The sequence below is a fragment of the Kordiimonas sp. SCSIO 12603 genome, from assembly GCF_024398035.1.
Taxonomy (GTDB): Bacteria; Pseudomonadota; Alphaproteobacteria; order Sphingomonadales; family Kordiimonadaceae; genus Kordiimonas.
Genome location: NZ_CP073748.1, coordinates 3,765,124 through 3,787,815, shown reverse-complemented (window position 1 = coordinate 3,787,815; position 22,692 = coordinate 3,765,124). Strand labels below are relative to the sequence as shown.

The 22,692-nt window shown below is 46.4% G+C and carries 27 protein-coding genes; 18 read left to right on the top strand and 9 right to left on the bottom strand.

What is annotated here, in order from left to right:
• Window positions 1-23 precede the first annotated feature (23 nt).
• Together KFE96_RS17840 and KFE96_RS17835 are read left to right on the top strand one after the other, a co-directional pair.
• Complete coding sequence (locus tag KFE96_RS17840; RefSeq protein ID WP_255833895.1) at window positions 24-710, top strand: transglutaminase-like cysteine peptidase; 687 nt, start codon at window positions 24-26, stop codon at window positions 708-710.
• 81 nt (window positions 711-791) lie between these two features.
• Window positions 792-2,138 carry a hypothetical protein gene (locus KFE96_RS17835; RefSeq protein WP_255833894.1) on the top strand — a complete coding sequence of 449 codons (1,347 nt, stop codon included), beginning with the start codon at window positions 792-794 and terminating at the stop codon, window positions 2,136-2,138.
• Between the two features lie 13 nt (window positions 2,139-2,151).
• Here KFE96_RS17835 and KFE96_RS17830 read toward each other — a convergent pair whose 3' ends face one another.
• From KFE96_RS17830 to KFE96_RS17815, 4 genes are all read right to left on the bottom strand, one after another.
• Window positions 2,152-2,691: an ActR/PrrA/RegA family redox response regulator transcription factor gene (locus KFE96_RS17830; RefSeq protein ID WP_247017629.1), complete on the bottom strand. Its 540-nt coding sequence runs from the start codon at window positions 2,689-2,691 to the stop codon at window positions 2,152-2,154.
• Complete coding sequence (locus KFE96_RS17825; protein WP_255833893.1) at window positions 2,688-4,028, bottom strand: ActS/PrrB/RegB family redox-sensitive histidine kinase; 1,341 nt, start codon at window positions 4,026-4,028, stop codon at window positions 2,688-2,690. Before KFE96_RS17825 ends, KFE96_RS17830 begins: the two co-directional genes overlap by 4 nt.
• Before the next feature lie 12 nt (window positions 4,029-4,040).
• Window positions 4,041-4,808, bottom strand: coding sequence for a hypothetical protein (locus KFE96_RS17820; protein ID WP_255833892.1), 768 nt, complete (start codon window positions 4,806-4,808; stop codon window positions 4,041-4,043).
• Between the two features lie 166 nt (window positions 4,809-4,974).
• Window positions 4,975-5,538 (bottom strand): ankyrin repeat domain-containing protein, encoded by a 564-nt coding sequence (locus tag KFE96_RS17815; RefSeq protein WP_255833891.1) that lies wholly within the window; start codon window positions 5,536-5,538, stop codon window positions 4,975-4,977.
• A 145-nt stretch (window positions 5,539-5,683) separates the two neighbouring features.
• On the opposite strand from KFE96_RS17815, the gene KFE96_RS17810 reads away from it, so the two are divergent.
• From KFE96_RS17810 to KFE96_RS17800, 3 genes are read left to right on the top strand one after another with little or no spacing between them, the layout of a single operon-like run.
• Window positions 5,684-6,271: an SCO family protein gene (locus KFE96_RS17810; RefSeq protein WP_255833890.1), complete on the top strand. Its 588-nt coding sequence runs from the start codon at window positions 5,684-5,686 to the stop codon at window positions 6,269-6,271.
• Between the two features lie 2 nt (window positions 6,272-6,273).
• On the top strand, window positions 6,274-6,702 hold the full coding sequence (locus KFE96_RS17805; RefSeq protein WP_255833889.1) for a YcgN family cysteine cluster protein: 429 nt from the start codon (window positions 6,274-6,276) through the stop codon (window positions 6,700-6,702).
• Between the two features lie 9 nt (window positions 6,703-6,711).
• Complete coding sequence (locus KFE96_RS17800) at window positions 6,712-7,410, top strand: M48 family metallopeptidase (RefSeq protein ID WP_255833888.1); 699 nt, start codon at window positions 6,712-6,714, stop codon at window positions 7,408-7,410.
• Window positions 7,411-7,421: 11 nt separating this feature from the next.
• Here KFE96_RS17800 and KFE96_RS17795 read toward each other — a convergent pair whose 3' ends face one another.
• From KFE96_RS17795 to KFE96_RS17785, 3 genes are all read right to left on the bottom strand, one after another.
• Window positions 7,422-7,889, bottom strand: coding sequence for a hypothetical protein (locus KFE96_RS17795; protein WP_255833887.1), 468 nt, complete (start codon window positions 7,887-7,889; stop codon window positions 7,422-7,424).
• Window positions 7,890-7,993: 104 nt separating this feature from the next.
• Complete coding sequence (locus KFE96_RS17790) at window positions 7,994-8,380, bottom strand: group III truncated hemoglobin (RefSeq protein WP_255833886.1); 387 nt, start codon at window positions 8,378-8,380, stop codon at window positions 7,994-7,996.
• Window positions 8,381-8,441: 61 nt separating this feature from the next.
• Entirely contained in the window at window positions 8,442-10,451 is a 2,010-nt protein-coding gene (locus tag KFE96_RS17785) for a transglycosylase domain-containing protein (protein WP_255833885.1), read from the bottom strand.
• 131 nt (window positions 10,452-10,582) lie between these two features.
• Between KFE96_RS17785 and KFE96_RS17780 the strand changes: the two genes are divergently transcribed.
• Together KFE96_RS17780 and KFE96_RS17775 are read left to right on the top strand one after the other, a co-directional pair.
• Window positions 10,583-11,128: a TetR/AcrR family transcriptional regulator gene (locus tag KFE96_RS17780; protein WP_255833884.1), complete on the top strand. Its 546-nt coding sequence runs from the start codon at window positions 10,583-10,585 to the stop codon at window positions 11,126-11,128.
• Between the two features lie 67 nt (window positions 11,129-11,195).
• Window positions 11,196-11,756 (top strand): NifU family protein, encoded by a 561-nt coding sequence (locus KFE96_RS17775; protein WP_255833883.1) that lies wholly within the window; start codon window positions 11,196-11,198, stop codon window positions 11,754-11,756.
• A gap of 6 nt (window positions 11,757-11,762) precedes the next feature.
• Here the strand turns inward: KFE96_RS17775 and KFE96_RS17770 are convergent, their stop codons facing one another.
• A complete protein-coding gene (locus tag KFE96_RS17770) occupies window positions 11,763-12,797 on the bottom strand; it encodes a polysaccharide deacetylase family protein (protein ID WP_255833882.1) in 1,035 nt (344 codons plus the stop codon).
• 100 nt (window positions 12,798-12,897) lie between these two features.
• Between KFE96_RS17770 and KFE96_RS17765 the strand changes: the two genes are divergently transcribed.
• Genes KFE96_RS17765 through rimI form a run of 3 tightly spaced genes read left to right on the top strand, consistent with a single transcriptional unit; the run spans window position 12,898 to window position 14,658 of the window.
• Complete coding sequence (locus KFE96_RS17765; RefSeq protein WP_255833881.1) at window positions 12,898-13,488, top strand: malonic semialdehyde reductase; 591 nt, start codon at window positions 12,898-12,900, stop codon at window positions 13,486-13,488.
• A gap of 10 nt (window positions 13,489-13,498) precedes the next feature.
• Window positions 13,499-14,158 carry a tRNA (adenosine(37)-N6)-threonylcarbamoyltransferase complex dimerization subunit type 1 TsaB gene (gene tsaB, locus KFE96_RS17760; protein ID WP_255833880.1) on the top strand — a complete coding sequence of 220 codons (660 nt, stop codon included), beginning with the start codon at window positions 13,499-13,501 and terminating at the stop codon, window positions 14,156-14,158.
• The gene (gene rimI / locus KFE96_RS17755) at window positions 14,158-14,658 is read left to right on the top strand and encodes a ribosomal protein S18-alanine N-acetyltransferase (protein ID WP_255833879.1); all 501 of its coding nucleotides are present in this window, start codon (window positions 14,158-14,160) and stop codon (window positions 14,656-14,658) included. The genes tsaB and rimI overlap by 1 nt, the downstream gene beginning before the upstream one ends.
• A gap of 28 nt (window positions 14,659-14,686) precedes the next feature.
• Here rimI and KFE96_RS18275 read toward each other — a convergent pair whose 3' ends face one another.
• Entirely contained in the window at window positions 14,687-14,980 is a 294-nt protein-coding gene (locus KFE96_RS18275) for a sulfurtransferase TusA family protein (protein ID WP_370650607.1), read from the bottom strand.
• A 129-nt stretch (window positions 14,981-15,109) separates the two neighbouring features.
• On the opposite strand from KFE96_RS18275, the gene KFE96_RS17750 reads away from it, so the two are divergent.
• From KFE96_RS17750 to lnt, 8 genes are all read left to right on the top strand, one after another.
• Complete coding sequence (locus KFE96_RS17750) at window positions 15,110-15,520, top strand: MucR family transcriptional regulator (RefSeq protein ID WP_255833878.1); 411 nt, start codon at window positions 15,110-15,112, stop codon at window positions 15,518-15,520.
• Between the two features lie 135 nt (window positions 15,521-15,655).
• Window positions 15,656-16,078, top strand: a complete 423-nt coding sequence (locus tag KFE96_RS17745) for a Fur family transcriptional regulator (RefSeq protein ID WP_247017596.1) — start codon at window positions 15,656-15,658, stop codon at window positions 16,076-16,078.
• 19 nt (window positions 16,079-16,097) lie between these two features.
• Window positions 16,098-16,997, top strand: a complete 900-nt coding sequence (locus KFE96_RS17740) for a 1-acyl-sn-glycerol-3-phosphate acyltransferase (protein ID WP_255833877.1) — start codon at window positions 16,098-16,100, stop codon at window positions 16,995-16,997.
• A 132-nt stretch (window positions 16,998-17,129) separates the two neighbouring features.
• A complete protein-coding gene (gene miaB, locus KFE96_RS17735) occupies window positions 17,130-18,536 on the top strand; it encodes a tRNA (N6-isopentenyl adenosine(37)-C2)-methylthiotransferase MiaB (RefSeq protein WP_255833876.1) in 1,407 nt (468 codons plus the stop codon).
• 45 nt (window positions 18,537-18,581) lie between these two features.
• Complete coding sequence (locus tag KFE96_RS17730; RefSeq protein ID WP_255833874.1) at window positions 18,582-19,637, top strand: PhoH family protein; 1,056 nt, start codon at window positions 18,582-18,584, stop codon at window positions 19,635-19,637.
• The gene (ybeY, locus tag KFE96_RS17725) at window positions 19,609-20,169 is read left to right on the top strand and encodes an rRNA maturation RNase YbeY (protein ID WP_255835616.1); all 561 of its coding nucleotides are present in this window, start codon (window positions 19,609-19,611) and stop codon (window positions 20,167-20,169) included. The genes KFE96_RS17730 and ybeY overlap by 29 nt, the downstream gene beginning before the upstream one ends.
• Entirely contained in the window at window positions 20,169-21,080 is a 912-nt protein-coding gene (locus tag KFE96_RS17720; protein ID WP_255833873.1) for a hemolysin family protein, read from the top strand. The genes ybeY and KFE96_RS17720 overlap by 1 nt, the downstream gene beginning before the upstream one ends.
• Window positions 21,070-22,680, top strand: a complete 1,611-nt coding sequence (gene lnt / locus KFE96_RS17715) for an apolipoprotein N-acyltransferase (protein WP_255833872.1) — start codon at window positions 21,070-21,072, stop codon at window positions 22,678-22,680. The genes KFE96_RS17720 and lnt overlap by 11 nt, the downstream gene beginning before the upstream one ends.
• Window positions 22,681-22,692: the final 12 nt, after the last annotated feature.

Here is a 22,692-nt window from a genome sequence, read left to right as displayed (position 1 = left end):
GGTATAGAGGCCAGCCAGTTTTTATGTTCCGAATTATAGGCTTAATAAGTATTGCTTTTGGTTTTCTGGTTATGGAACCAGTTGTTTCCTCGGCAGATGCCCAGCCCCGTGCAGGCTTGTTTGGTAGCCGGGAAATACGCTCCAAAAGCATGAAGTCTTTTGATAAATGGACTGATTTGTGGCGTCGACATAACCTTTCTTTGACCGAAGAAATGCCGGAGCAAGAAAGCACAGTAGAGCAAAACTGCAGAGGTAGAGACCGCTTGCGGTGTGGTAAAGCAGCGTGGGAAGAATTTATCGCTTCTCAAGAAGGAGCTGAACCTCTGGAGATGATCAAAGCGGTTAATCAATATATGAACCGTTATCCATACATCGTAGACCCAGTTAACTGGGGGCTTCCTGATTACTGGGCTACACCAGACGAGTTTTTCCTGAAAGACGGGGACTGTGAAGATTATGCGATTAGCAAATATGTAACGCTGAAGCGCTTAGGGGTTGCCCCAGAATCCATGCGGCTAGTGATATTGCAGGACCAAAACCTTCGGGTCGCGCATGCTATTCTTGCCATAGATTATGAAGGTGAATATCTGGTTTTAGATAATCAGGTGGATGCTGTATTGCCTGATAGCAAGATTTTGCATTACCGACCAGTTTACTCAATTAATGAAACAGCTTGGTGGCTTCATCAGGTGAAAAAATTTGGTAGATAATTAAACATATCGTATTCTGACAAACTATGAGTGGGGACTGGTTTTATTGCGATTTAACACGTGACTGAGTTTTGAGGTTATATGGCAAAAGATATTAAAGCCGTACATGAAATGCTTGATTACACCAAGCAGCTTAGGCTTCATACAGAAGGCCGGAGGGCCTTGCATATAAGGCTTTCAGTGCTGGAAAAGCATCTGCAAGAAGAGCATTATCGTCGGTTCGCTGCCGCCAGCTTCAGAACACTGAAAACCGATTATGGCGCTGCCAGCTTCTCGCTGCCAAATAATGATTTAGTCCTGATCGTTAAAGATGCACGGGTTGATGTTATTGATCCTATGTTGAATCAGGTCCGCTTAAAATTCAAAGAGGCTAGTGCCTTACGCACGATTGATCCCATTCAGGGTGTAAGTGACGCTTTTGTTGAATGGTTTGATCTTGAAGCGGAATATGATGTTTTCACAAAATATGTAGCAAAGTTGGCTCAAGCAGTGCTGGAAGGGAAAAAGATACCCGCATCCAGAAATGTTAGTGCCTCTAAACCTAAAACAAAATCTAAAGCAAAGCCTGATGTTAACCCGGATACGGGACTTATTAAGATTGCTCCGCAAGGTGATGCAGGGGCACCCTTACCATCTGAACCGCCGCAAAAAATGAAGGTGAGCAAGATTGAAAGCCCTGCGAGAAAACCGCAGAGTAAAAAGCTTGATCCTGAGATGTTATTAACTCTTACAAAGGCTATTACGTCCGCTGATGTAGGCGGTTTACTTAGGCGGCAATGTGTGATGGCTATACTTGGTATTCAGGCACCTCAGATGGTGATGGTGCACCGCTGGGTGCCGCAGCAGGTGGTTTTTGATACCTTTTTGAAAAGCAAGCTTACAGAAGTTGATCCTTGGCTATCGGGGTTTCTTGAGGACCTTATCGCGACTAGGGTTTTGGCGTCTGATCCTAATATGGAGAATGAAAATTCTCTCGCTTCAAGTTTGAAAGTAACGGCTGCCGGTGTGTTAGCCAGAGAGTTTGATAAGTTTGAAGAAGGATTAGGTAATCAAAGTCGCGGTAATATCGTCTTAGAGTTTTCAAGCCTTGATGTAACATCGAATTTTGCAGCCTATTTGGCGGCTCGTGAAAAGTTACAAACCTCAGGGTTTAAAAGCTGTATTGCGGGGGTAGACCCCCGTGCCTTAGCTTGGCTTAATTTAGGTAACCTACAGTCTGATTTTCTGAAAGTGATGAACCCTGCTTCAACGGTTGAAACGTGGTTGGACCGTAAAGAAGAAGATAGAATTATCAGTATTATTGAAAAAATTGGCAGCAACCGGATTATCTTGGAAGGGTGCCATTCTTCTGAAGATATTATCTTAGGTCAGCGCCTTGGAATCACAATGTTCCAGGGCGAAGCTGTTGATCCTTCAATTTCCAATTAATCGGTATTGGGCGCTATTGAGGAGAGCGTTTTGCAAGAATTCGCTGCAGTGTTCGGCGGTGCATGTTAAGCCTGCGTGCAGTCTCAGAGACATTGCGATCACACAGTTCATAAACACGCTGAATATGCTCCCATTTCACGCGGTCCGCAGACATAGGGTTTTCTGGCGGTGGTGGCATATGCCCTTCGAGGGTTAGGAGTGTTTTCTCGATCTGGTCAGGGTCTGCCGGTTTTGCAAGATAATCTACGGCGCCGGCTTTAACTGCTGCTACAGCGCTGGCGATGTTTCCGTATCCTGTCAAAATAACTACGCGGATATCGGGGCGGATTTGACGTAATTGAGGTACTAAATCAAGTCCGTTACCATCTTCCAAACGCATATCAACGACAGCATATTGAGGGCGATGTTCAGCGGCCAGAATACTGCCTTCTTCAATGCCTTCTGCGGCATAAACAGTGAAACCTTTCCGTTCCATGCTTAGGGCAAGACGGTTACGGAAAGCTTTATCGTCTTCTACGATTAGAAGGGTTTTTGCTGGTGTTTCTTGAGTCATGCTAACTCCTCCTCATCTGAGAAATCAGGCTCTTCCTGTAAGGCTGAGCGAGGCCAGTTTAATTCTACGCGTGCGCCACCGATTGTGGCATTTTTGAAACTCATTACTGCACCTGTGCGTTCCAGTAAGGTCTTGGAGATGAATAGCCCCAAGCCTAAGCCGCCATCTTTACCAGGTGTTGGCTGCCTTGTTGTAACATAAGGTTCGCCTAGACGTTTCACAATTTGTGGATCAAAGCCAGGGCCATCGTCTTCTACAATTACATGTAGATGTTCATTGTCCCATTTGGCTTGAACATGAACCTCATTTTCTGCGAAACCAGTAGCGTTTTCTACGATCGTTCTGAACGCGTGGATTTGCTCAGGTGTGCGGCGAATAATTAAATTATCAGGGCCTTCGCTGCTGTATTTCACCTTTACACCGCGCATCTCATGAGGATGACCAGCTTCTCTGAGAATTGCTTCAATACCCAGATATGTGAAATGTTCTGCATCTCCGGCTTTTCTCTTCTGGCTAATTTCTGCCAGAATTTCACGGCAACGACTGGTTTGATCAATAATCAACTCGATATCAAGTTTGGTTTGCTCGTCTTGGCCTTTGCAGTGGTTTTGTAGTTCCTTGGCAACAAGCAGAATGGTCCCAAGCGGTGTACCCAGTTCATGAGCGGCGGCAGCGGCCAGCGTTCCGAGAGCTGCTAGGCGTTGTTCTTGCTCCAAGGCAGCTTGCGTTGCAGCAAGTGCCTTTGCCCGGTCCTGACCTTCTTTACTGACCCTCGACATATACATAGCCAGAAATACAAGCGTGAAACAAAGACTGATCCAAATGCCAGCTTTCAGAATATCATCTACATTTGGTGCAGGCCCATCCCATGGAAGGGGAAATGGCGTATAGGCAAGTGCAGTTACCAAAACCACAGAAATCGCGATGAGTACTTTGGTACTGCGCGGGCTAAGGATTGATGCCGATACACTGGAAGGGGCAAGCATCAACACAATGAAGGGGTTTGATAAGCCGCCAGTTAAAAACAGCAAAGTAGACAAATGAAGCAAATCAAACACCATATGCCACGTCGACTGTTTGTCTGAAAGGCGTGTGTTTAAATCTTCCCTTAGAGAGAACCAAAGGTTCATCATACCGGAAATAAACACTACAGTGAATGTCATCTCTGGGCGGATATCAAAGCCAAGAATATAGTGCACAGTAAGCAGAGAGAGCATTTGCCCAGCTACCGCCATCCAGCGGATCATAATAAGGGTGCCAAGCCTTACACCGTTACCTTGGCGGAGGGCCGGGTCCATCATCTGAATGATATTTTGTTCGTTCTCGCTGGAGGCCATGCCCGCTTCTTTCTATTGCGCAAGTAAGGAAGCAAGGTAGAGGAACAGCAGTATACCTACCGCGAGGTACACAGCATTGGCGACAAGAATACATAACCACCCCTGACGGAGATGATTTGCCTGTAATCTTGCGCGGCCATCCTTTGGGCCTATCCATTCTACAGATTTGCTTCCCTGTATCCTGAAACAAATTTCTACCCCAGTTGCGACAATATTCAATGGAAAATAGGTGCTAGGGAGGCCTTTTGTCGCAGGATTGAGGAGGGTTAAAGCAGCGCTGATTTTAGTGAAAGGTAAGCAGATAAGGGCTGTGGCAATAAAAATGCTGGCAATTAAACCAGGTACAAGAAACACAATTTCATGAATAAGGCTGATGCCTGAACTGTATGGAGATCGTGGATGATCCGCAGAAATTTGCGGTGTAGTGAATAACAGTCCGATCAGTAAGACGGCCGGGAGCAGTAGAGCAAAACCGCCAATTAAAAAGGTAAGTGAAAGTGGTACAGTGCGTCCGCTGAAATTCAATACTGTCTGTTTAAGGAGCTCTGCGTTTGAGCTGTAATTTGAAAGGTTTTGTTTTCCTTGTTGTAGGTTTTTCCAGTCAGAGCGCTGGGCTAAGAGTGGTGTTAGTATCAGGAATGTTAAGGCATCTGATATGGTGTTGATAAAGGCAATTTGGTTTACTATTACGCCAGTTCCGTAGGCTACAGGTAAAAGCACTAAAGCGACGATAGCGCCGCGATAAAAGCGCTCGGTACGATTTCTTGAAGGTTTATCCAAGCGGCTTTTGAGGTTGAGGCCAAATGTGGATGCAATAGTTTGTATGTTTGGCAGGATTTTAAGAAGTTTGGGGCCAGCTATGAAGTCTGCTGCAAGAGCCAGTAAAATAATGCTGACTCGAATTATCAGGTCAGTGGCTGTTGGAGAAGCTATCCCAAAATCAAAATTAATAGGTAGCCCCCGCATCTTGTAATAATTTTACCATTCGGCGATTGCGAGAAATTTTGGCATACTCAAGTGCCGTTTTACCTGTAAGGTCCTGTACGTTCGGATCAGCGCCAGCTTCAAGTAACAATTGTACAGTTTTTGATTTCCGCGCTCGTACAGCTTTCATAAGAGCTGTTTCCTGACCGATATCAGCACGATTCGGGTCTGCTTTGAAGGCAAGCAGCAATTTTACCATTTCATTATCGCCTACTGATGCGCGTTTCATCAGTGGTGTTACGCCGCGCGTACGATCAGAAATATTTGGGTTTGCACCAGCTTCCAGAAACATCTTCATCATGGCAAGATTACGCTTGTCAGCGATGATCAACATAGCAGGAATGCCATCTGATCGTTTTCTTGTATTGGGGGACACACCTTTTTTAAGCAGGCTTTTAACTTCTTCGATGTCGCCTCTTTCAACAGCACGTAACAATTCAAACTGTGGTGTTGCTACTGCCGGAAGTGATATAGATGACAGCCCTAAAAATAAGGTGGCTAATATTAAAATAAACTGCTTTTTCATAGGTACTCCATCATCAACAAGGTGTCATAGATTGCTGCAAATTTAATGGCAACGTGACAAACATCGCCTATATTTCTATAACCGTGCGAGAATCACAAGTATTAAAGCCCAGATGTTCCAGTGGCTTTCAGAGTGGAGATTTAACATGAAAGCAATCAGGCTCGTTGCATGGATCGCGGTAGCTATAGCTGCGGTTGTGGCTTATGTAAGTTTTAATAGTGGCGGAAACAAGACCTCAGGTCCAGGTGGTCCGTTTGTACTGACGGCCCATACAGGCGAAAAAATCTCTAGTAAAAGCTTTCACGGCAAGTATCAGCTTATTTATTTTGGATATAGTTATTGCCCCGATGTATGTCGGATAGAGCTCCATAAACTCACTACTGCTCTGAATATCCTTGAGGAAGAAGGATATGATACCAGTCCTATTCAGCCGGTATTTATTTCAGTAGATCCGGAGAGGGATTCCGTTAAAGAGTTGGCGGATTATGTTCTGGATTATCACCCGAATTTGATCGCTTTCACAGGCTCTGTTCAGGAAATTGCTGATGTTGCAAAGCAGTACCGGGTATATTACGCGAAGCGAGAACAGGAAGGATATGATGGCTATTTGATGGACCATCAGAGCTATATTTTCGTAATGGACAAAGACGGTAAATATAATCGCCTGTTCTCCAGCAAGGATAAACCACAGGATATTGCGAATACTTTTAAGCCGGTGCTTGAGAAGAAATAGACATGTCATTCTGGAAAGAAAAAGCTCTGTCTGAGATGTCTCGTGATGAATGGGAATCGCTTTGTGATGGGTGTGGTAAATGCTGCCTCCACAAACTTGAAGATGAAGATACAGGCGAAATTCATCATACAGATGTAGCGTGCCGTTTTCTTGATCCCGTAAAAATCACTTGCGGAAAATATCTCACTCGCCAGCGCTATGTGGGGAACTGCGTTGTGATGTCGCCAGATTTGTTGGATACATTACCTTGGATGCCAAGTACCTGTGCATACCGCCTGCTTCATGAAGGTAAAGATCTTTATGATTGGCATCCGCTTGTGAGCGGAGATAGGGAAAGTGTTCATAAGGCCGGACAATCCGTACGCGGGAAAGCGGTGGATGAGCGCGAAGCTGGTGATTTTGAAGATCATCTTGTTGAATGGCCAGCTTAGGGTGATGGTTTGACCGAGGTACGTTATCTACGGATTGGTAGTGAAGATATTCCCCTGAGAGTGCGGCGGAATGCTCAAGCCAAACGCATGACCTTAAGAGTGGACCGAACCAGCGGTGATATTAAAGTTACTATACCGAAACGAATTAGTGAAAAGGCCGTAAATCAATTTCTGAATGCTCACATGGATTGGATAGTGAACGAGCGCACGAAGCTCTCACTTGAACCAATCAAGGAAGGGATGAAGCTTCCTTATCTGGGCGAGAAAAGGAAGCTTGTTTTTACCGGTATCGCCCCACGTTCTGTTAAATGCCTGAGCGACGAAATTCAAGTGGGTGGCCCGTTCGATATGGCTGCCGGACGGCTGGAGAAATGGTTTCGGGCCCAAGCTAAAGAAAAACTGGAGGTCGCCTGTAGACGATATGCTGACCAGTTAGAGGTTTCTTATGGTCGTATTAGTATTGGGGATATGAAAAGCCGTTGGGGAAGTTGTTCTTCCAGTGGTACCTTGCGCTTCAATTGGAGACTGGTGTTGGCACCGTCTACAGTTCTTGATTATGTGGCCGCCCATGAAGTTTCGCATTTGTTGGAAATGAATCATTCTGAGCGGTTTTGGGCACATGTAGCCCGCTGTATGCCTGATTTTGACATACAGCGGAAATGGCTGAAGAGAGAAGGTGGTGGTTTATTTAGTTATCAATTTGACTGATATGAATTGCATTAGTCACTATCAAACTGATTGTTAACGGATATAGCAAATAAGATACCAGCTCCCACTATTACACCACCTGTAATAAGTAGGGCCTTACCCACGTTGAAGCCTTTTTTCTCTTCATCATTCAGATAAATAAGTTTCCCTTGCAGGTCTTTTCGAATGATAGGAAGTGCTGCTAATTGTACTTGTTCCAGACCTCTGTCAGAGAAGTTAATATCCACAATGTTACCTGTGAAACTCTTTTGTTTGAACGCGTCAAAACCCTCCCTTGATAACAAATTGTATTGAGGCCCTGCCTTGAAGCCTAATTTATATCGAGAAGGATTTGTTTGTTTTCCCCCAAACGGGACAGAGAAATATACCCCGGCATAAAGTGCTGTCTCCTGTCGTTCAGAGGCAAAGGATTGCCCATAAGCAGCCGGTGCAACCAGAAATAATAGCGATAAAACGATGCTGAAACTTAAGCGAAACATCTTGAAAACTCCCCAAAATTAAGATGGTTATAATATTACATTATTACAGATAATGCTCGCATAAGAGATCACTTTAAAGTTATGGGTTTATCCGCTGTATCGCTCTATATCCGGAAGAATAATCCGTTTTTTAGACTGCTGGCGATACGTTCTGCTTTTTCTGAAGCGGCTACGGCCATATCGGGCTCAAGCATTCTCTTGGCTACGGGATGAAATATTCCTAGCCACATGGCGAAATGCTCTTCCTTTAAGGCGGTTACCTGACGGTGAACTCCAAATGGATTGCCTTTAAAGGTGCGCGCACCAAGCAGAACATTCATCCAAAAATCGGTGAGTGTCTCAAAATGCTCTTCCCAGTGATCGCCAACCTTTTCCTCAAAGATTGGCCCGAGAACACTGTGTTTACGTATTTCACTGTAAAAGGCACGTACGAAACGACCTATTGATACTCTGTCTCTTGTAAGCGCTGTATTTGGGTTTTCTTCAATCATGACTAATTAGGTAATGTTTGGTGGGAGATATAGCAAGTAAGGCGTGGCAGTATGCCGCGTGCTAATCTTTTCCGCCAAAGATGCGTTCCAGAAAACCTTTCTTTTTCTTCTTTTTAGGTTTTTCTTCGATGATTTTTTCAGGACCCGCTGAGGTGCTGTAAATGCCTGCATCTGCAAGTAAGGGGCGGATAGGTTGGCCCACATGTGCTTCCAGCATAAAATCTGACCAGATACGAGCAGGAAGCCCACCGCCTGTTACGGCCTTCATAGGTGTGCCATTATCATTCCCTACCCAGACAGCTGTCGTCATATCGCTGGTAAAGCCCACAAATACAGCATCTCTGCTGTCTTGTGAGGTGCCAGATTTACCTGCTGCAGGCCTGTCAATACGGGCATTTTTCCCAGACCCCCACGTTACCACGCTGGTGAGCATTTCAGTCATGTCTTTTACAACAGGATAGGCAAGTGCAGGCACTGGTCTAACAGGTGGCTTGCGGTACAAAACTTCACCGTCTAGTGATGTAATTTCAACAATCGCATAGGCAGGTGCAAGGTGCCCACCATTTGCAATCACGGCATAACTGCTGGCCAGATCAATCAGTTTTACCTCTTCTGTACCGAGCGGTAGGCTGGCAAGGGCTTCTACTTCGGTGGAAATGCCAAGGCGTTTGGCCATGCTGGCGACGCGGTTCCTACCTACCTCTTCAGAAATTTGTACAGCTACAGTGTTGATTGACCGTGCAAAAGCTTCTTGCATGTCCATTGGACCGTTGAATTTACCATTGTAGTTCTTCGGGGACCAATCACCGATGCTCGTTTTTTCATCAATGTATCGATCTGTCGGTTTTATACCTGCTTCCAGGGCAGCGAGATAAGAAAACAGCTTGAAAGCTGAGCCGGGTTGACGCAAGGCTTGTGTGGCACGGTTATACTGTGTTTTAGCATAGTCACTTCCGCCCACCATCGCGCGCACTGCGCCGTCATGATCAATGGCAACTACGGCGCCTTGGCTTGCACTGCGCTCTTTACCTTCACCTTCCAGGCCGCGTTCCAGCGCCATCGCGGCGGCACGCTGAACACTGGGATCAAGTGTGGTATATATTATGAGCGATTTTCCTGCAGTTTCCGGCAGCATGTTATGGGCAGCCTGTTCAACCCAGTCAGTGAAGAAACGGACATCTCTGCCAGCGCTTGCTTCTTTTATTCGAGGAGGTTGGGTTTTAAGTTTGTCAGCTACTTGCTGGGTAATAACGCCCTCTTCAACCATGGTTTTGAGAACCACGCGTGCGCGTTTCCACGCACCTTCCGGGTTAATATGGGGCGCATAACGGGAAGGCGCTTTCACAAGTCCTGCGAGCAAGGCGGCTTCACTTATGGAAAGTTCACGTGCGCTGTGGCCGTAGAATTTACGGCTTGCAGCATCAATGCCGTATGCGCCACCACCGAAGTATACGTTGTTGAGATAGAGGGTAAGTATCTGTTCCTTGGTGAAGCGCTGCTCAATCCAAAGGGTGAGCAGCAGTTCTTGCGCTTTCCTTTTGATCGTACGTTCATTGGAAAGGAATAGATTCTTTGCGAGCTGCTGGGTGATCGTACTACCCCCAGCGCGCACGCCTCCTGCGCGAATATTGGTCCAAAGTGCACGGATGAGACCTTTGGCATTCACTCCAGAATGGGAGAAGAATTCCCTGTCCTCCACTGAGGTGAAAGCGCGAACGAGGGCATCGGGGATTTCATTATATGGGATGCGGTCACCGTGGATAGGCCCACTACGTACAAGAGTTGCGCCGTTAGCTGCTTTTACAACAACAGCTGTATCATTTGAGCCTGGAGTATGTGGATTTTCTAGATCCGGTAAATCTAGCGAGAGATATGCGAGCACAAGGAAGCCAAGAATAAAACCCCAGACACCAATTATAGCGCTGTAGTAAAATAGGCGTTTCCAGATTGGTTTCTTTGGCGTTTCGGGTTGAGCCTGTTTTTTTTCAGCCTTTGATACAGCCCCCTTTTTAGCTTTCGCTGATTTCTTGGGTGTTGCTTTTCTTGGCTTTTGTGTTGGCTGTTTGCTCACGCAGGTTCCTTTGGTTTCTTTCTGTTTCCATAACATGGCAATAAAATGCGGCAAAGTTTGGAATTAATTTACATTAAATTATAGAAACAAACCAAATGTTCGGTTATTATTGTGGCGAAAGAAGAAAGAATATGCCTCGCATTGCAAAATTGAATAAAACCGAAATGGCAGCACGTCTTAGTAACGTGTTTCGGGAAAATGGTTATGAAGGTGCGAGTATGGCAATGCTCGCGGGAGCCGCGGAACTGTCTAAAGCCAGTCTGTATCATCATTTTCCAAACGGTAAGAAAGATATGGCTGATAAGGTTTTGGCACATGCGGGCGCACGTCTGCAAAAATATGTGCTTGCGCCCCTAAATGGTAAAGACATGCCAGAGAAGCGGCTCGCAAATAGCTTTGAAGGTGTTGCTCAATATTATGAAGGCGACGTACCTTTTTGCCTTATGAATAGTTTGTTAGTGGGGGAAGGTAAGGCGTTATTTCAGCAGCAAATTAACGCTGCTGTTAGTATGTGGCAGGCCGGGCTTGAAAGGGCATATCTGGAAATGGGGTTGGCTACAGAAGAAGCAGAACGTAAAGCACGGAGTAGGTTGGTTGCTATTCAGGGCAGTTTGGTTTTGTGCCGTGTGGAAAATTCCCGCGCACCTCTTGAAGAGTGCCTTCAGGCTCTCAAGTAACGGTCTTTTTGCTTGACCTTTAGCGGCAAAATCACCAAATGAAGGCTACATAAAGAAGGATTTTGTTATGTTTATCGAAACTGAAATGACGCCAAACCCGGATACGCTTAAGTTTCTGCCGGGTAAAATACTGCTTGAAGCGGGTACTGCGAATTTCACTGATGTAGAAGCGGCAGAATCCTCACCTCTTGCGAATGCTTTGTTTGCACAAACGGGTGTTGCCGGTGTGTTTATTGGGCACGATTTCATCACGGTGACCAAGGCTGGCGATAGCGAGTGGGATGAGCTTAAGCCAAATGTGCTTGCGGGTCTTATGCAGTTTTTCGCTTCAGGCGCTCCAGTAGTGAATGCTGATGCTGCTATGGGAGAATCGTCTTTTGATGATGATGAGGCTGACGCTGAGATTATTGAACAAATCAAGACATTGCTTGATGAAAAAGTTCGGCCAGCTGTTGCTGGTGATGGCGGTGATATCACCTATCATGGTTTCCAGGAGGGTGTTGTTTATTTGCAGATGCAGGGTGCCTGCGCCGGATGCCCGAGTGCGACTATGACGCTGAAGCACGGCATTGAAAATCTGCTTAAATACTATATCCCGGAAGTAACAGAAGTGCGGGCTGTTGAATAACAGCTTTTAATCCAGCTTGCCGCCCGGCAGCAGGAAAAACTTCCCCAGCCAATACCAGCGCCCGTTTCCAACGGGCATGGTGCAATTGATCCGACTTCTGCCTTTCGGAAACGGTTTGTCGAACCTCACTTCTATTCGGTGATCAAGTGGTTTTACCAAATCCGCAGCTTTGCCAAGATGGCTTGGGTAACATGCTAAGGCACCAAGGCCTCTTACATTTTCATCAACACTAAAGCCAAAAAGCGGTGGATTGTTAGTATCGCTTAAAAGTGGTTTAGCCGGGATGATATCCGATACTGGCAGGGCCATGGCCTGGCTGATAAGTTTAAATCTGTTTTCGCCGCCATAGCGCTCATTTACAGGGAAGCGCGGCAAAGCATATAGGTTATCCCACTGGGCTATTGCGCCTGAGAATTGGGCGAAAGCTGCATCAAAGCCTTCGTCTTGGATGGCATCAGCTATCTCCAGGCTATGTTCCCCATACGGATAAGCGAAGATTTTGGGCACTTCTCCTAATTCTTCTTCGAAACGTTTGCTGGCTCTACGCACGTCTGCCATAGCTGCTTCAAGACCAGCATGGACCATATGTAGGTGAGACGCAGTATGGTGCGCGATTTCTACACCTTCTTCTTTAAGCTGCCTGATCTCGTCCCACGACATGTAATTGCTGCTGCCGCTGTCTACTGGATCAGTAGACACAAACACGGCAAGGGGAATTCCTGCTGCTTTCAGCATTGGCCAACCATTCGTGAATACTGATTTATATGCATCATCCACCGTGACAATCACGGTACGTTCGGGGAAGTCTCGCTTATCCTTGAGATGAGCAATAGCGTCAGAAAGCGCCATGAAGTGATAACCGCCTTCTTTTAGGATTTTGATATGGGCTTCAAATTGTTCCAACCGGATATTGGTGGAGGGTACATTGTCTTCGCCGAAGCGGTGGTAGAGCAATACAGATGCTGATTTATCTGCATAGGTAGGTGATAAGCTGAGTAGCATGCTAAACAGGCTTAAAATACATAGAAAAAAAGGCCGCATTTCAAAACTCCCTCCTTACTAGTCTTGCCTTGTTTGCGTGAAACTGGCAAGACGAAGAAAAAAATATACGAAAATCCCCCAACTTTCGGAGAGTAAAACCATGTCCATCAGTTTAAACGATCAAGCGCTTGACCAATTGTTTCGTGAAGCACGCAGCATCAATGTTTGGGAAGATAAACCCGTAAGTGATGAGCAAATTCAAGCGCTTTATGATTTGGTGAAAATGGGCCCTACAAGCGCAAATTGCTGCCCTGCACGTTTTCATTTTGTGAAATCTGATGCCGCGAAAGCACGCTTGAAGCCGCTTGTGATGGAAGGTAACGATACGAAGGTAATGCAGGCGCCTGTTACGGTAATTATTGCAAATGACATGGATTTTGCTGAAAAACTGCCTCAGCTGTTCCCGCATAATCTGGATGCGAAAAACTGGTTTGCTGATCCGGCTGTTGCAGAGGAAACTGCGATGCGAAATGCGACGCTTCAGGGTGGGTATCTGATTATGGCAGCGCGCAGCCTTGGGCTTGATTGTGGTCCAATGTCAGGTTTTGATAAAGCTGCGGTGGATGCTGAGTTTTTTGCGGGCACTAACCTTAAATCAAACTTTATCTGTTCTATTGGGTATGGTTCTTCTGAAGGTATCTTTGACCGCAGCCCTCGTCTTGCCTTCGATGACGCAGCGAAAATTCTTTAGGGTATAAAACGTGGCAATACTCGCGATTGATACATGTGAAAGCTATTGCTCTTCCGCTGTGCTACTTGCTTCCGGTGAGATGTTTTCGTCTGCGGATGCTATTGGCCGGGGGCATGCAGAACATTTAATTCCTCAATTAGAGGGTTTGATGGAGCAGGCAGGCATCAGTTACGCAGATATCACGCGCGTTGCCGTTACAACAGGGCCTGGCACTTTTACCGGGCTCCGCATTGGTCTGTCTGTTGCGCGCGGTATTGCGCTTGCACAGAATATTCCTTGTGTTGGTTTAACAGCATTATCCGTTTTGGCGGCGCAGGCACAGCAAGAAAAGCCGGGGCGTGTTTACAGTGTTATGAAGGGGCGAGGCGGACAGGTGTTCCTGCAAGCTTTTGTTGACCTTGAGGCTGATGGGCTTCCCAAAATGCTTGGTGAACCTATGAATATTGATGAGCCTGATGCGCTGCAAATGATAGAAGATAATCCTGGCCGAGTAGTAGGAAGTGGCGCCGCTCTTTTAGAGCTGAGTACAGAGCATGATCATGTCGATCCTGCCATTTTGGCCAGAATCGCACAAAATGTTAATCCCAAGATTTATCCTCCGGAACCCACATATTACCGCCAAGCTGATGCTGCGAAAGCAAAACGGCTTATCCCCATCGGTGATAGTTAATGGCTGAATCGGTCAGTGGAAAATATTCTGTAACGGCAGTTAATGTTTCTGACGAAGATACTATTGCGGCATTTTCTGAGGTGCATAGAGCTGCATTTGAGGCTCAGAATGAGAACGGGTGGGCTGAAAAATCGATTAAATCATCCTTGGAAATTTCTGGTACAGCCGGGTTTGTTTTCAAGGATGGAGAGCAGACGGTTGGTGCGTTAATGGTTCGTACAGTATGTGATGAATCTGAGCTCATTACGGTAGCGGTACATCCTGAATGGCAATTAAAAGGTGTAGGGAAGTGGATTCTTTCCTTCATGGTAGACTATCTGAAGGGGCAGAATGTAGCTACCTGTTTCCTAGAGGTGAGACAAGACAACTTAAAGGCAGTTAGCCTCTATTCAAAAATAGGATTTGTACAGGTGGGGTTTCGTAGAGGTTATTATCAAAATCGAGAAGGTAAAAGAACGGACGCCTTGTTGTACTCTTTCGATTTATTAAATAAAAAATAATAGTTAAAATTTTAACTATTATTTTTCTTTATATCTTTACTTGAATTTCAACTCTAATTACATGTAGCGTACCACTTCGGGAGGAAGCGTCGGAGTTGGGTACAGTATCATCAGTACTTTCAAATTGGGTTTTTGAAAGTACGGTATGTCCTAGCGCCTCAATGGATCTAATTAGAGGTTCGTTGGCGGCGGTATCCTCGAAGACAATAACGGTAACCGCTGAGTTGGGTAATTGGTCTATGTGCATCCGTGCTTTGACAAAAGCCATAGGGCAACTTGTGCCAATTAGATTTAATGCGTTCTGTTGGGTGGCTGAAGGCATAAAAGAACCAATGACTGAGGTTGAAACAAAGGCTTTGTATAGCACGTGGCTCTGAGGAACTAAACTGCGCAATGCAGTGAAAATAGAGTTATCCATTGTTATGCCACGATATAAAATAGAATGAGTAAAATGGAAGATACACAGGTTTTAAAACATGAACTGTTGGCGCTGACAACAGATATAGTTTCTTCACATGTGGCGAATAATAAAGTGGATGTGGCGGAGCTTCCGTCATTAATTAGTAGTGTATTTAATACTTTGTCGGGGTTGGGTGCCTCACAGGTTTCTGGACAGGACCGTCCGCGTCCTGCTGTGCCTATTAAAAAGTCAATCACGCCGGATTATATTGTATGCCTTGAGGATGGTAAGCAGTTGAAAATGCTAAAACGGCATCTGAAAACGCAGTATGGTTTATCTCCAGAAGAATATCGTGACCGGTGGGGGCTACCTGTAGATTATCCAATGGTTGCGCCAAATTATGCGGATCAACGTAGGGTTCTGGCGAAGAAAATCGGCTTGGGCAGAGATAAGCGCAAATAAGATAGTCAAATTTGATAAAAGCTTAGTGAATCGAACGTTTTAAATTGACGCTCGACTTGCTCTTCTTATTGAGTTATGCCATCTTTCCATTGAAATACCACTAAAACTATCTCATTTAGGGGAGTGCATTAGCTCATGCCTTCAAACACACCGTCTATTGAAGAATTATGCCTGCAAAAAGGCATGCGTATGACAGACCAGCGCCGTGTAATCGCGAGGGTTCTGACGGAAGCTGAAGATCACCCGGATGTAGATGAAGTTTATAGCCGATCAAAAGAAGTGGATGATGGTATCAGTATCGCTACTGTGTACCGTACGGTCCGCTTGTTTGAAGAGGCCGGTATTCTTGAGCGTCATGATTTTCGTGATGGCCGTTCGCGTTATGAGCCTGCATCTGATGATCACCACGATCACCTTATTAATGTTGAATCAGGTGAAGTGGTAGAATTTCACAGTGAAGAAATTGAGAAGCTACAGGAAGAAATCGCTCGCAAACTAGGTTATAAATTAGTAGACCACCGCATGGAACTCTACGGGGTGCCCCTTAAGGAAGAATAAGCGTTCTGGTGGATCGAAAATGGCAGAAGAATACGGCGGCTTAAAATCCAACTTGAAGTCTGATGGTTGGTCCAAGCTTGGTCTGGTTCGTGTTTCCAGTGTTATTGCCTTTTCTGTTTTGGTTCTTCCTTTCCAATATCTAATGATTAAAAGTGGCCTCCGGATTTGGTGGCCTATTGCAGGTTTCTGGCACCGTACTGTGTGCCGGATTATGGGGGTTAAGGTTCAGTTCAAAGGACTGAAGAAGCATAAAGGGCCTGTTCTTTATGCTGCTAACCACATTTCCTGGCTGGATATTATTATTCTTGGTGGCTCTCTTAAGAACAGCAGCTTTGTCGCGAAATCAGATATTGAAGGTTGGGGTACAATTGCCTCACTTTGTAAATTACAGAAAACTGTATTTGTAAACAGAGAGCGCCGTACCGATAGTGCGCGTCAGCGTGATGCCCTTAGTTCTCGAGTGCAGGACGGTGATAGTTTGATCCTATTCCCTGAGGGTACTTCCACCGATGGTGTGAAAATGGCGCCGTTTAAATCTGCCCTTTTCTCTGTGGCTGAACGGGCTGATGCAGCAACAGATCATAATCTCCTTATCCAGCCGCTAACCATTGCTTATACTGAGATGAACGGTATGCCGATTACGCGCAGTCAAAAGCCTCGTGTGGCATGGCTTGGCGATGTGGAGTTATTTGAGCATTTGCGCGAGTTTTTGGGCATGGCTCGTACAGTGGTCACAGTAGAATTTCATGAACCAACGAGTTTCGAGGCAATGGGGTCTAGAAAAGCGCTCGCGAAATACTGTGAAGCAGAGGTGCGGGGCGGATTAGAGCGTGCTCTTCGTCATGAAATGAAGTTGGGACCGAGGGAAAAGGTTTTGCTGGCAGCCCCTCAGGAAGCTCCTGTAGAAGAAGGCGTATAACCTTTCCATCCGGAAATCTTGACTCTCACCGCTTTGGTGCTAGTCTCCGGCACCTTTTGAAAACACACAGTTAACGGCACGGAGTTTTGCGGTCAGGTCGCGAAAGTTCCAGTATTTGCAGGAGAGATCCTCATGAGTAAAAAAGTATTCGTAAAAACATATGGTTGTCAGATGAATGTCTATGACAGTGACCGTATGACGGACGTACTGAAACCTCATGGATACGAAGTGTCTGAGTCTGCTGATGATGCTGATCTGGTGATTCTCAATACCTGCCATATCCGTGAAAAAGCCGCTGAGAAGGTATATTCTGAAATTGGCCGCCTAAAGCTGAATAAGCAGGAAAAGGCGGCGGAAGGTAAGGATACTTACATCGCTGTTGCTGGTTGTGTTGCACAGGCTGAAGGCGGCGAGATGATGAAGCGTGCGCCTGCCATTGATATGGTACTTGGTCCGCAAACTTATCACCGTTTACCTGAGCTTCTCAAAGAAGCTGAAGAACAGCGCGGTGGCGGTAAAAACCACGCTCGTGTGCTTGATACTGATTTCCCGGCTGAAACCAAGTTTGACTATCTGCCGGAAGAAAAAACATTTGATAATGCCGCTCAGTTTCTGACTGTGCAGGAAGGCTGTGATAAATTCTGTGCTTTCTGCGTAGTGCCTTACACGCGCGGTGCTGAATATAGTCGTCCGCTAAAGGCCATTCTGGAAGAAGCCCAGCGTATGGCTGATGCAGGTGTCGTAGAAATCACGCTTTTGGGCCAGAATGTGAATGCTTACCACGGTGATAAACCTGGTGGTGGTACAGCATCTCTTGCGGAACTGATCCGTGAGTTGGATAAAATCGACGGTATTGAGCGCATTCGTTATACCACATCGCACCCCAACGATATGGAAGATGATCTCTTTGATGTGCACGGCGAAGTAGCGGCTTGTATGCCTTACTTGCACCTGCCTGTTCAAAGTGGTTCTGATAACACGCTTAAAGCTATGAACCGCAAGCATACGCGGGAAGAATATTTCGCGATTATTGAACGTCTTCGTGCATCACGCCCGGATATTGCGCTTTCTGGTGATTTTATCGTTGGTTTCCCGGGTGAAACTGATGAAGACTTTGAGCAAACGCTTGATCTTGTACGCCGCGTTAAATATGCGCAAGCATATAGCTTTAAATATAGTCCGCGCCCAGGCACGCCTGCTTCTGCAACAGAAGATCAAGTGCCTGAATATGTGAAGTCCCAACGTCTTCAGCGTTTGCAGGCGCTTTTGAACGAACATCAACTTGAATTCAATGAAAGTAAGCTCGGTACAGAGATGGATGTGCTTCTGGAGCGTCCGGGTAAGCTTGAAGGTCAGTTGATTGGCCGTAGCCCATATCTGCAATCTGTTCACGTAGATTTAACAAAAGGTGGCGAGAACAAACTGGACGCTGGCCCAGATAACACTTACAATGCATATATGGGTAAATTGGTACGCGTGAAAATTGTTGATGCGGGACCAAACAGCCTTAAAGGGGAATTTGTCAGTCTTTTGAATTAATGGTGGTTCAAAAGGCGGCAGCTAAGGAGCCTGAAACCTTTTAATATGTACGCCAAGGCAAGCTCGGAGAGCGATCACTCTGCAGGGGTGCAAACCTCGGAAAACGGCAACAATTCGAACCAGAACCGTACGGTTATAGAGTTTGAAGATAATCGTTTAGCCGCAATTATTTTCGGCCAACACGACCATAACCTCGCTCGCATAGAACAGCGGCTTGGTGTCCTTCTTATAAATCGTGGAAATAGAGTTGCTATTGAGGGCAGCCCTGAAGCTATGGATCTCGCCAAGAAAGTTCTGGAAGAACTGTATGAGCATGCCAAGGCTGGCCATGATGTGGAAATGGGAGATGTAGACGGTGCACTTCGTATGATTGCCGGTGTTGACGAACCAGTTAAGAAGAAAACCCCTAAACCTGCTGCTGAAAGTAGGGCGCACAATAGCCATCTCAAAATCACCACTCGAAACAAGGTGATTATGCCGCGTTCCCCTGGGCAGGCTGATTATATGGCTAAGCTCCAAAAGAACGAAATGGTGTTCGGTGTAGGCCCTGCAGGTACCGGTAAAACATACTTGGCTGTTGCGATGGCTGTTTCGCGGATGTTGGCTGGAGAAATTGACCGTATCGTGCTGTCTCGCCCAGCAGTGGAAGCGGGTGAAAACCTTGGATTTTTGCCTGGTGACTTGAAGGATAAAGTCGATCCATACCTTCGCCCACTTTATGATGCGCTTTATGATATGATGCCAGCAGAGCAGGTGGAAAAACGTATTGCCAGTGGGCATATTGAAATTGCGCCACTTGCCTACATGCGGGGGCGAACGCTTTCAAACGCTTTTGTTATTCTTGATGAAGCACAAAATACCACACCAATGCAGATGAAAATGTTCCTCACCCGTTTTGGCGAGAATAGCCGCATGGTGGTATGTGGTGATCCAAGCCAGGTTGATTTGCCTCGTGGGACACGTTCTGGCCTTCGGCACGCTCTAGATATTCTTCGCGGTGTTGATGGTATTGCGGTAACGCGCTTTAACCAGAAAGACGTAGTACGCCATCCGCTTGTGGCTCGTATTGTCGATGCATACGGCGATGATGATGGACGGTAACCATACAGTGCCGGATGAATTTGCAAGGCTGCAGCTTGATGTGGAATTGAGCGATAGTATTCTTGATGCCGATGTGGATTGGGAAAGCCTGATTGTTCGGGCCACAAAAGCAGCACTTTCGGGTGGGTTATCTACGAAAAATGCTCCGATGGAGCTTTATATTGAACTGGTGGATGACGAGCAAAGCCAGCAGCTTAATTGTGATTATCGCGGAAAAGATAAACCAACAAATGTTTTGTCTTTCCCTGGTATTGAGCCAGATGATCTCCCCGCAGCATTTCTTGAGGCCCTAAAGGGCGGCCCGCCGGTCTTGCTGGGAGATTTAATGATTGCGGATAATGTTGTTATCCGCGAAGCAGCCGAGCAACAAAAGACCATTGAAAATCATTTGAGCCATCTTGTGGTGCATGGGGTTTTACATTTGCTGGGCTATGACCATATAGAGGATGAGGAAGCAGAGGAAATGGAAGCGCTGGAACGTGAAATTCTGGCAGGCCTCGGTATCTCAGACCCTTACGAGACGGAAGACTAATGCCTGACGAACAGAGCGAACCATCCAGTAGTAGGCCTAACGGCGGCTTTTGGAAGGGACTAAAAGAAAAGTTTGGATTTAAAAACGGTGAGACCTCTCTCCGGGAAAGCCTTGAAGAAGCGCTTGAGGAGCATGAAGAGGAAAACCGAATAAAAGCACTGGGGGATGAAGAGCGGGAGATGCTCTTCAATGTGCTTGAATATGGTACGCTCCGGGTGACTGACGTGATGGTGCCGCGTGCTGATATTGTCTCTGTTCCGCAGGATATTTCATACAGTGAATTAGTGAAGGTGTTTGCGGATGCTTTCCACTCTCGTATCCCCGTGTTTCGGGAAACGTTGGATGATGTGCTTGGTATGGTGCATGTGAAAGACGCGCTCAAGGAAGTAGCGGACGGTAAGGACCCTGAAGCTTTCAGTATCGAGAGTATTCAGAGACCGGTTCTTTTTGTGCCACCTTCTATGAAAGCAATCGATCTGCTCTCTAAAATGCGTCAAGGGCGTACCCATATGGCCATCGTAGTTGATGAATATGGCGGTACTGACGGCCTTGTGACCGTGGAAGATATTGTTGAGGAAATTGTTGGCGAAATTGAAGATGAGCACGATGAAATCGAAGAAGCTGATCTGGTAGCTCTTGATGGTGGCGGCTATGATGCTGATGCTCGTGTGGAAATTGACGAGCTAGAGGAATTGCTAGCGATTAACTTCTTGCCAGAAGATCAAGATGAAGATGTAGATACCCTGGGTGGGCTTGTTTTTGCGCTTGCGGGTTGCGTGCCAGAGATTGGTGAAGTAATCCTACATGAAAGCGGATATAAATTTGAAGTGGTGGACGCTGATCCGCGCAGAATACAAAAATTGCGTATTCACCCACCAGCGAGGGAATACATAGCCAAAAATGGCGACTAAATCTCAACAGAGCCAACCGCAAGGCTATGCTGCGCGGCTTCTCAATTTTCTAGATGGGCAAGGGCGATTTCGAATTGCGCTGATTGCCTTTCTGGGTGGAGCACTGCTTGCGCAGGCTTTCGCGCCGCGTAATTTTTTTCCTGCCCTTTTTATCGTGTTCCCGCTTTTTGTTTTGCTTGTTGATCGGGCACGTACAGGTGGTGAGGCTTTTGGCCGTGGCTGGTGGGCTGGCTTTGGGTTTCTATCTATCGGCCTGAACTGGATAAGCCATTCCTTTACCCAGCAGGATAATGTTCCTGCCATATTAGGGCCTTTTGCTGTGTTTGGCCTTTCTGCGTTGATGGCGATTTATATTGGCCTGACGTTCTGGTTGTCCTGGCGCATTAATACCCGCGGAATTGGCCGTGTGGTTTTGTTTGCTGCCAGTTGGACCCTTTTTGAGGGCGCACGCGGGATGTTGTTTACGGGCTTTCCGTGGCATTTGGTGGGGTCCGCTTGGTCTGAATGGCTTTCAGTTGCGCAGGCTGTTCACTATACAGGCGTTTATGGGCTTTCTTTTATAACAGTACTGGCGGCTGGTAGTTTGGCACTGTTGGTAACAGGCGGTTCGCTTAAGAAAAATGCCTTTGTTGTATTGCCGCTTTTGCTTGTTTTGCCAGTTATGTCTTTTACAGGGAAAAGTCGTTTAGATGCCAATGAAACACGGTATCATCTTGGTGTAACGCTTCGACTTGTACAGGCGAATGTATCTCAGCGTGACAAATGGCGTTCCTATCTGATCAATGACCATTTCGATAATCATATGCAGCTTTCTCGCGGCAATGATGCTGACGGTAAGGCGCGTGATGTAAAGCTGCTTATCTGGCCAGAAACAGCTGTGCAGCGCGAAACTTTTGATCGAGAAGGATCTCTGCAACGCTGGCGTATGTCACGTCTTTTGGAGTACGGTAATTTTGCTGTTACTGGTGTGCCGCGTTTTGAACGCCGTGATAACCGTATTCACTATTTTAACAGTTTGGTGGCAGTGAATTCTGAAGGCGACATTTACGCGCGCTACGATAAAAATCACCTAGTCCCTTTTGGTGAATATGTACCGTTTGCGTCTCTCTTTGAAGCGGTGGGGCTTGGTCAACTAACAGGTGGTGTGCCATTTTCCTCAGGTGCTGAATTACAGACAATTAATTTGCCAGGAGTGCCATCTTTCTCTCCTCTTATTTGTTATGAAGCTATTTTCCCTGGGCGGGTCGTGAGAAATGATGAACGTCCTGAATGGATGCTGAATATCAGTAATGATGCCTGGTTTGGCCTAACAAGTGGTCCCTACCAACATCTGGCGCTGGCACGTCTTCGTGCAATTGAAGAAGGTATGCCAATCGTACGGTCAACCAGCACAGGTATCTCTGCCGTTCTCGATAGCTTTGGCCGTACCGTGGGTGCTATGGGTTTAAACAAGCGGGGAGTGCTTGATCTCCCGCTTCCTGTTGCACTGGAAGCACCAGCTGTTGAAACTATTGTGCGTGTATATGCAGTTCTTACGCTGTGTCTTGGGCTTGTTATCGGGTTTGCGGTTGTTTCTTACGTAGGCTCAAGGCGCAAATAAAGCTTGGCTCCG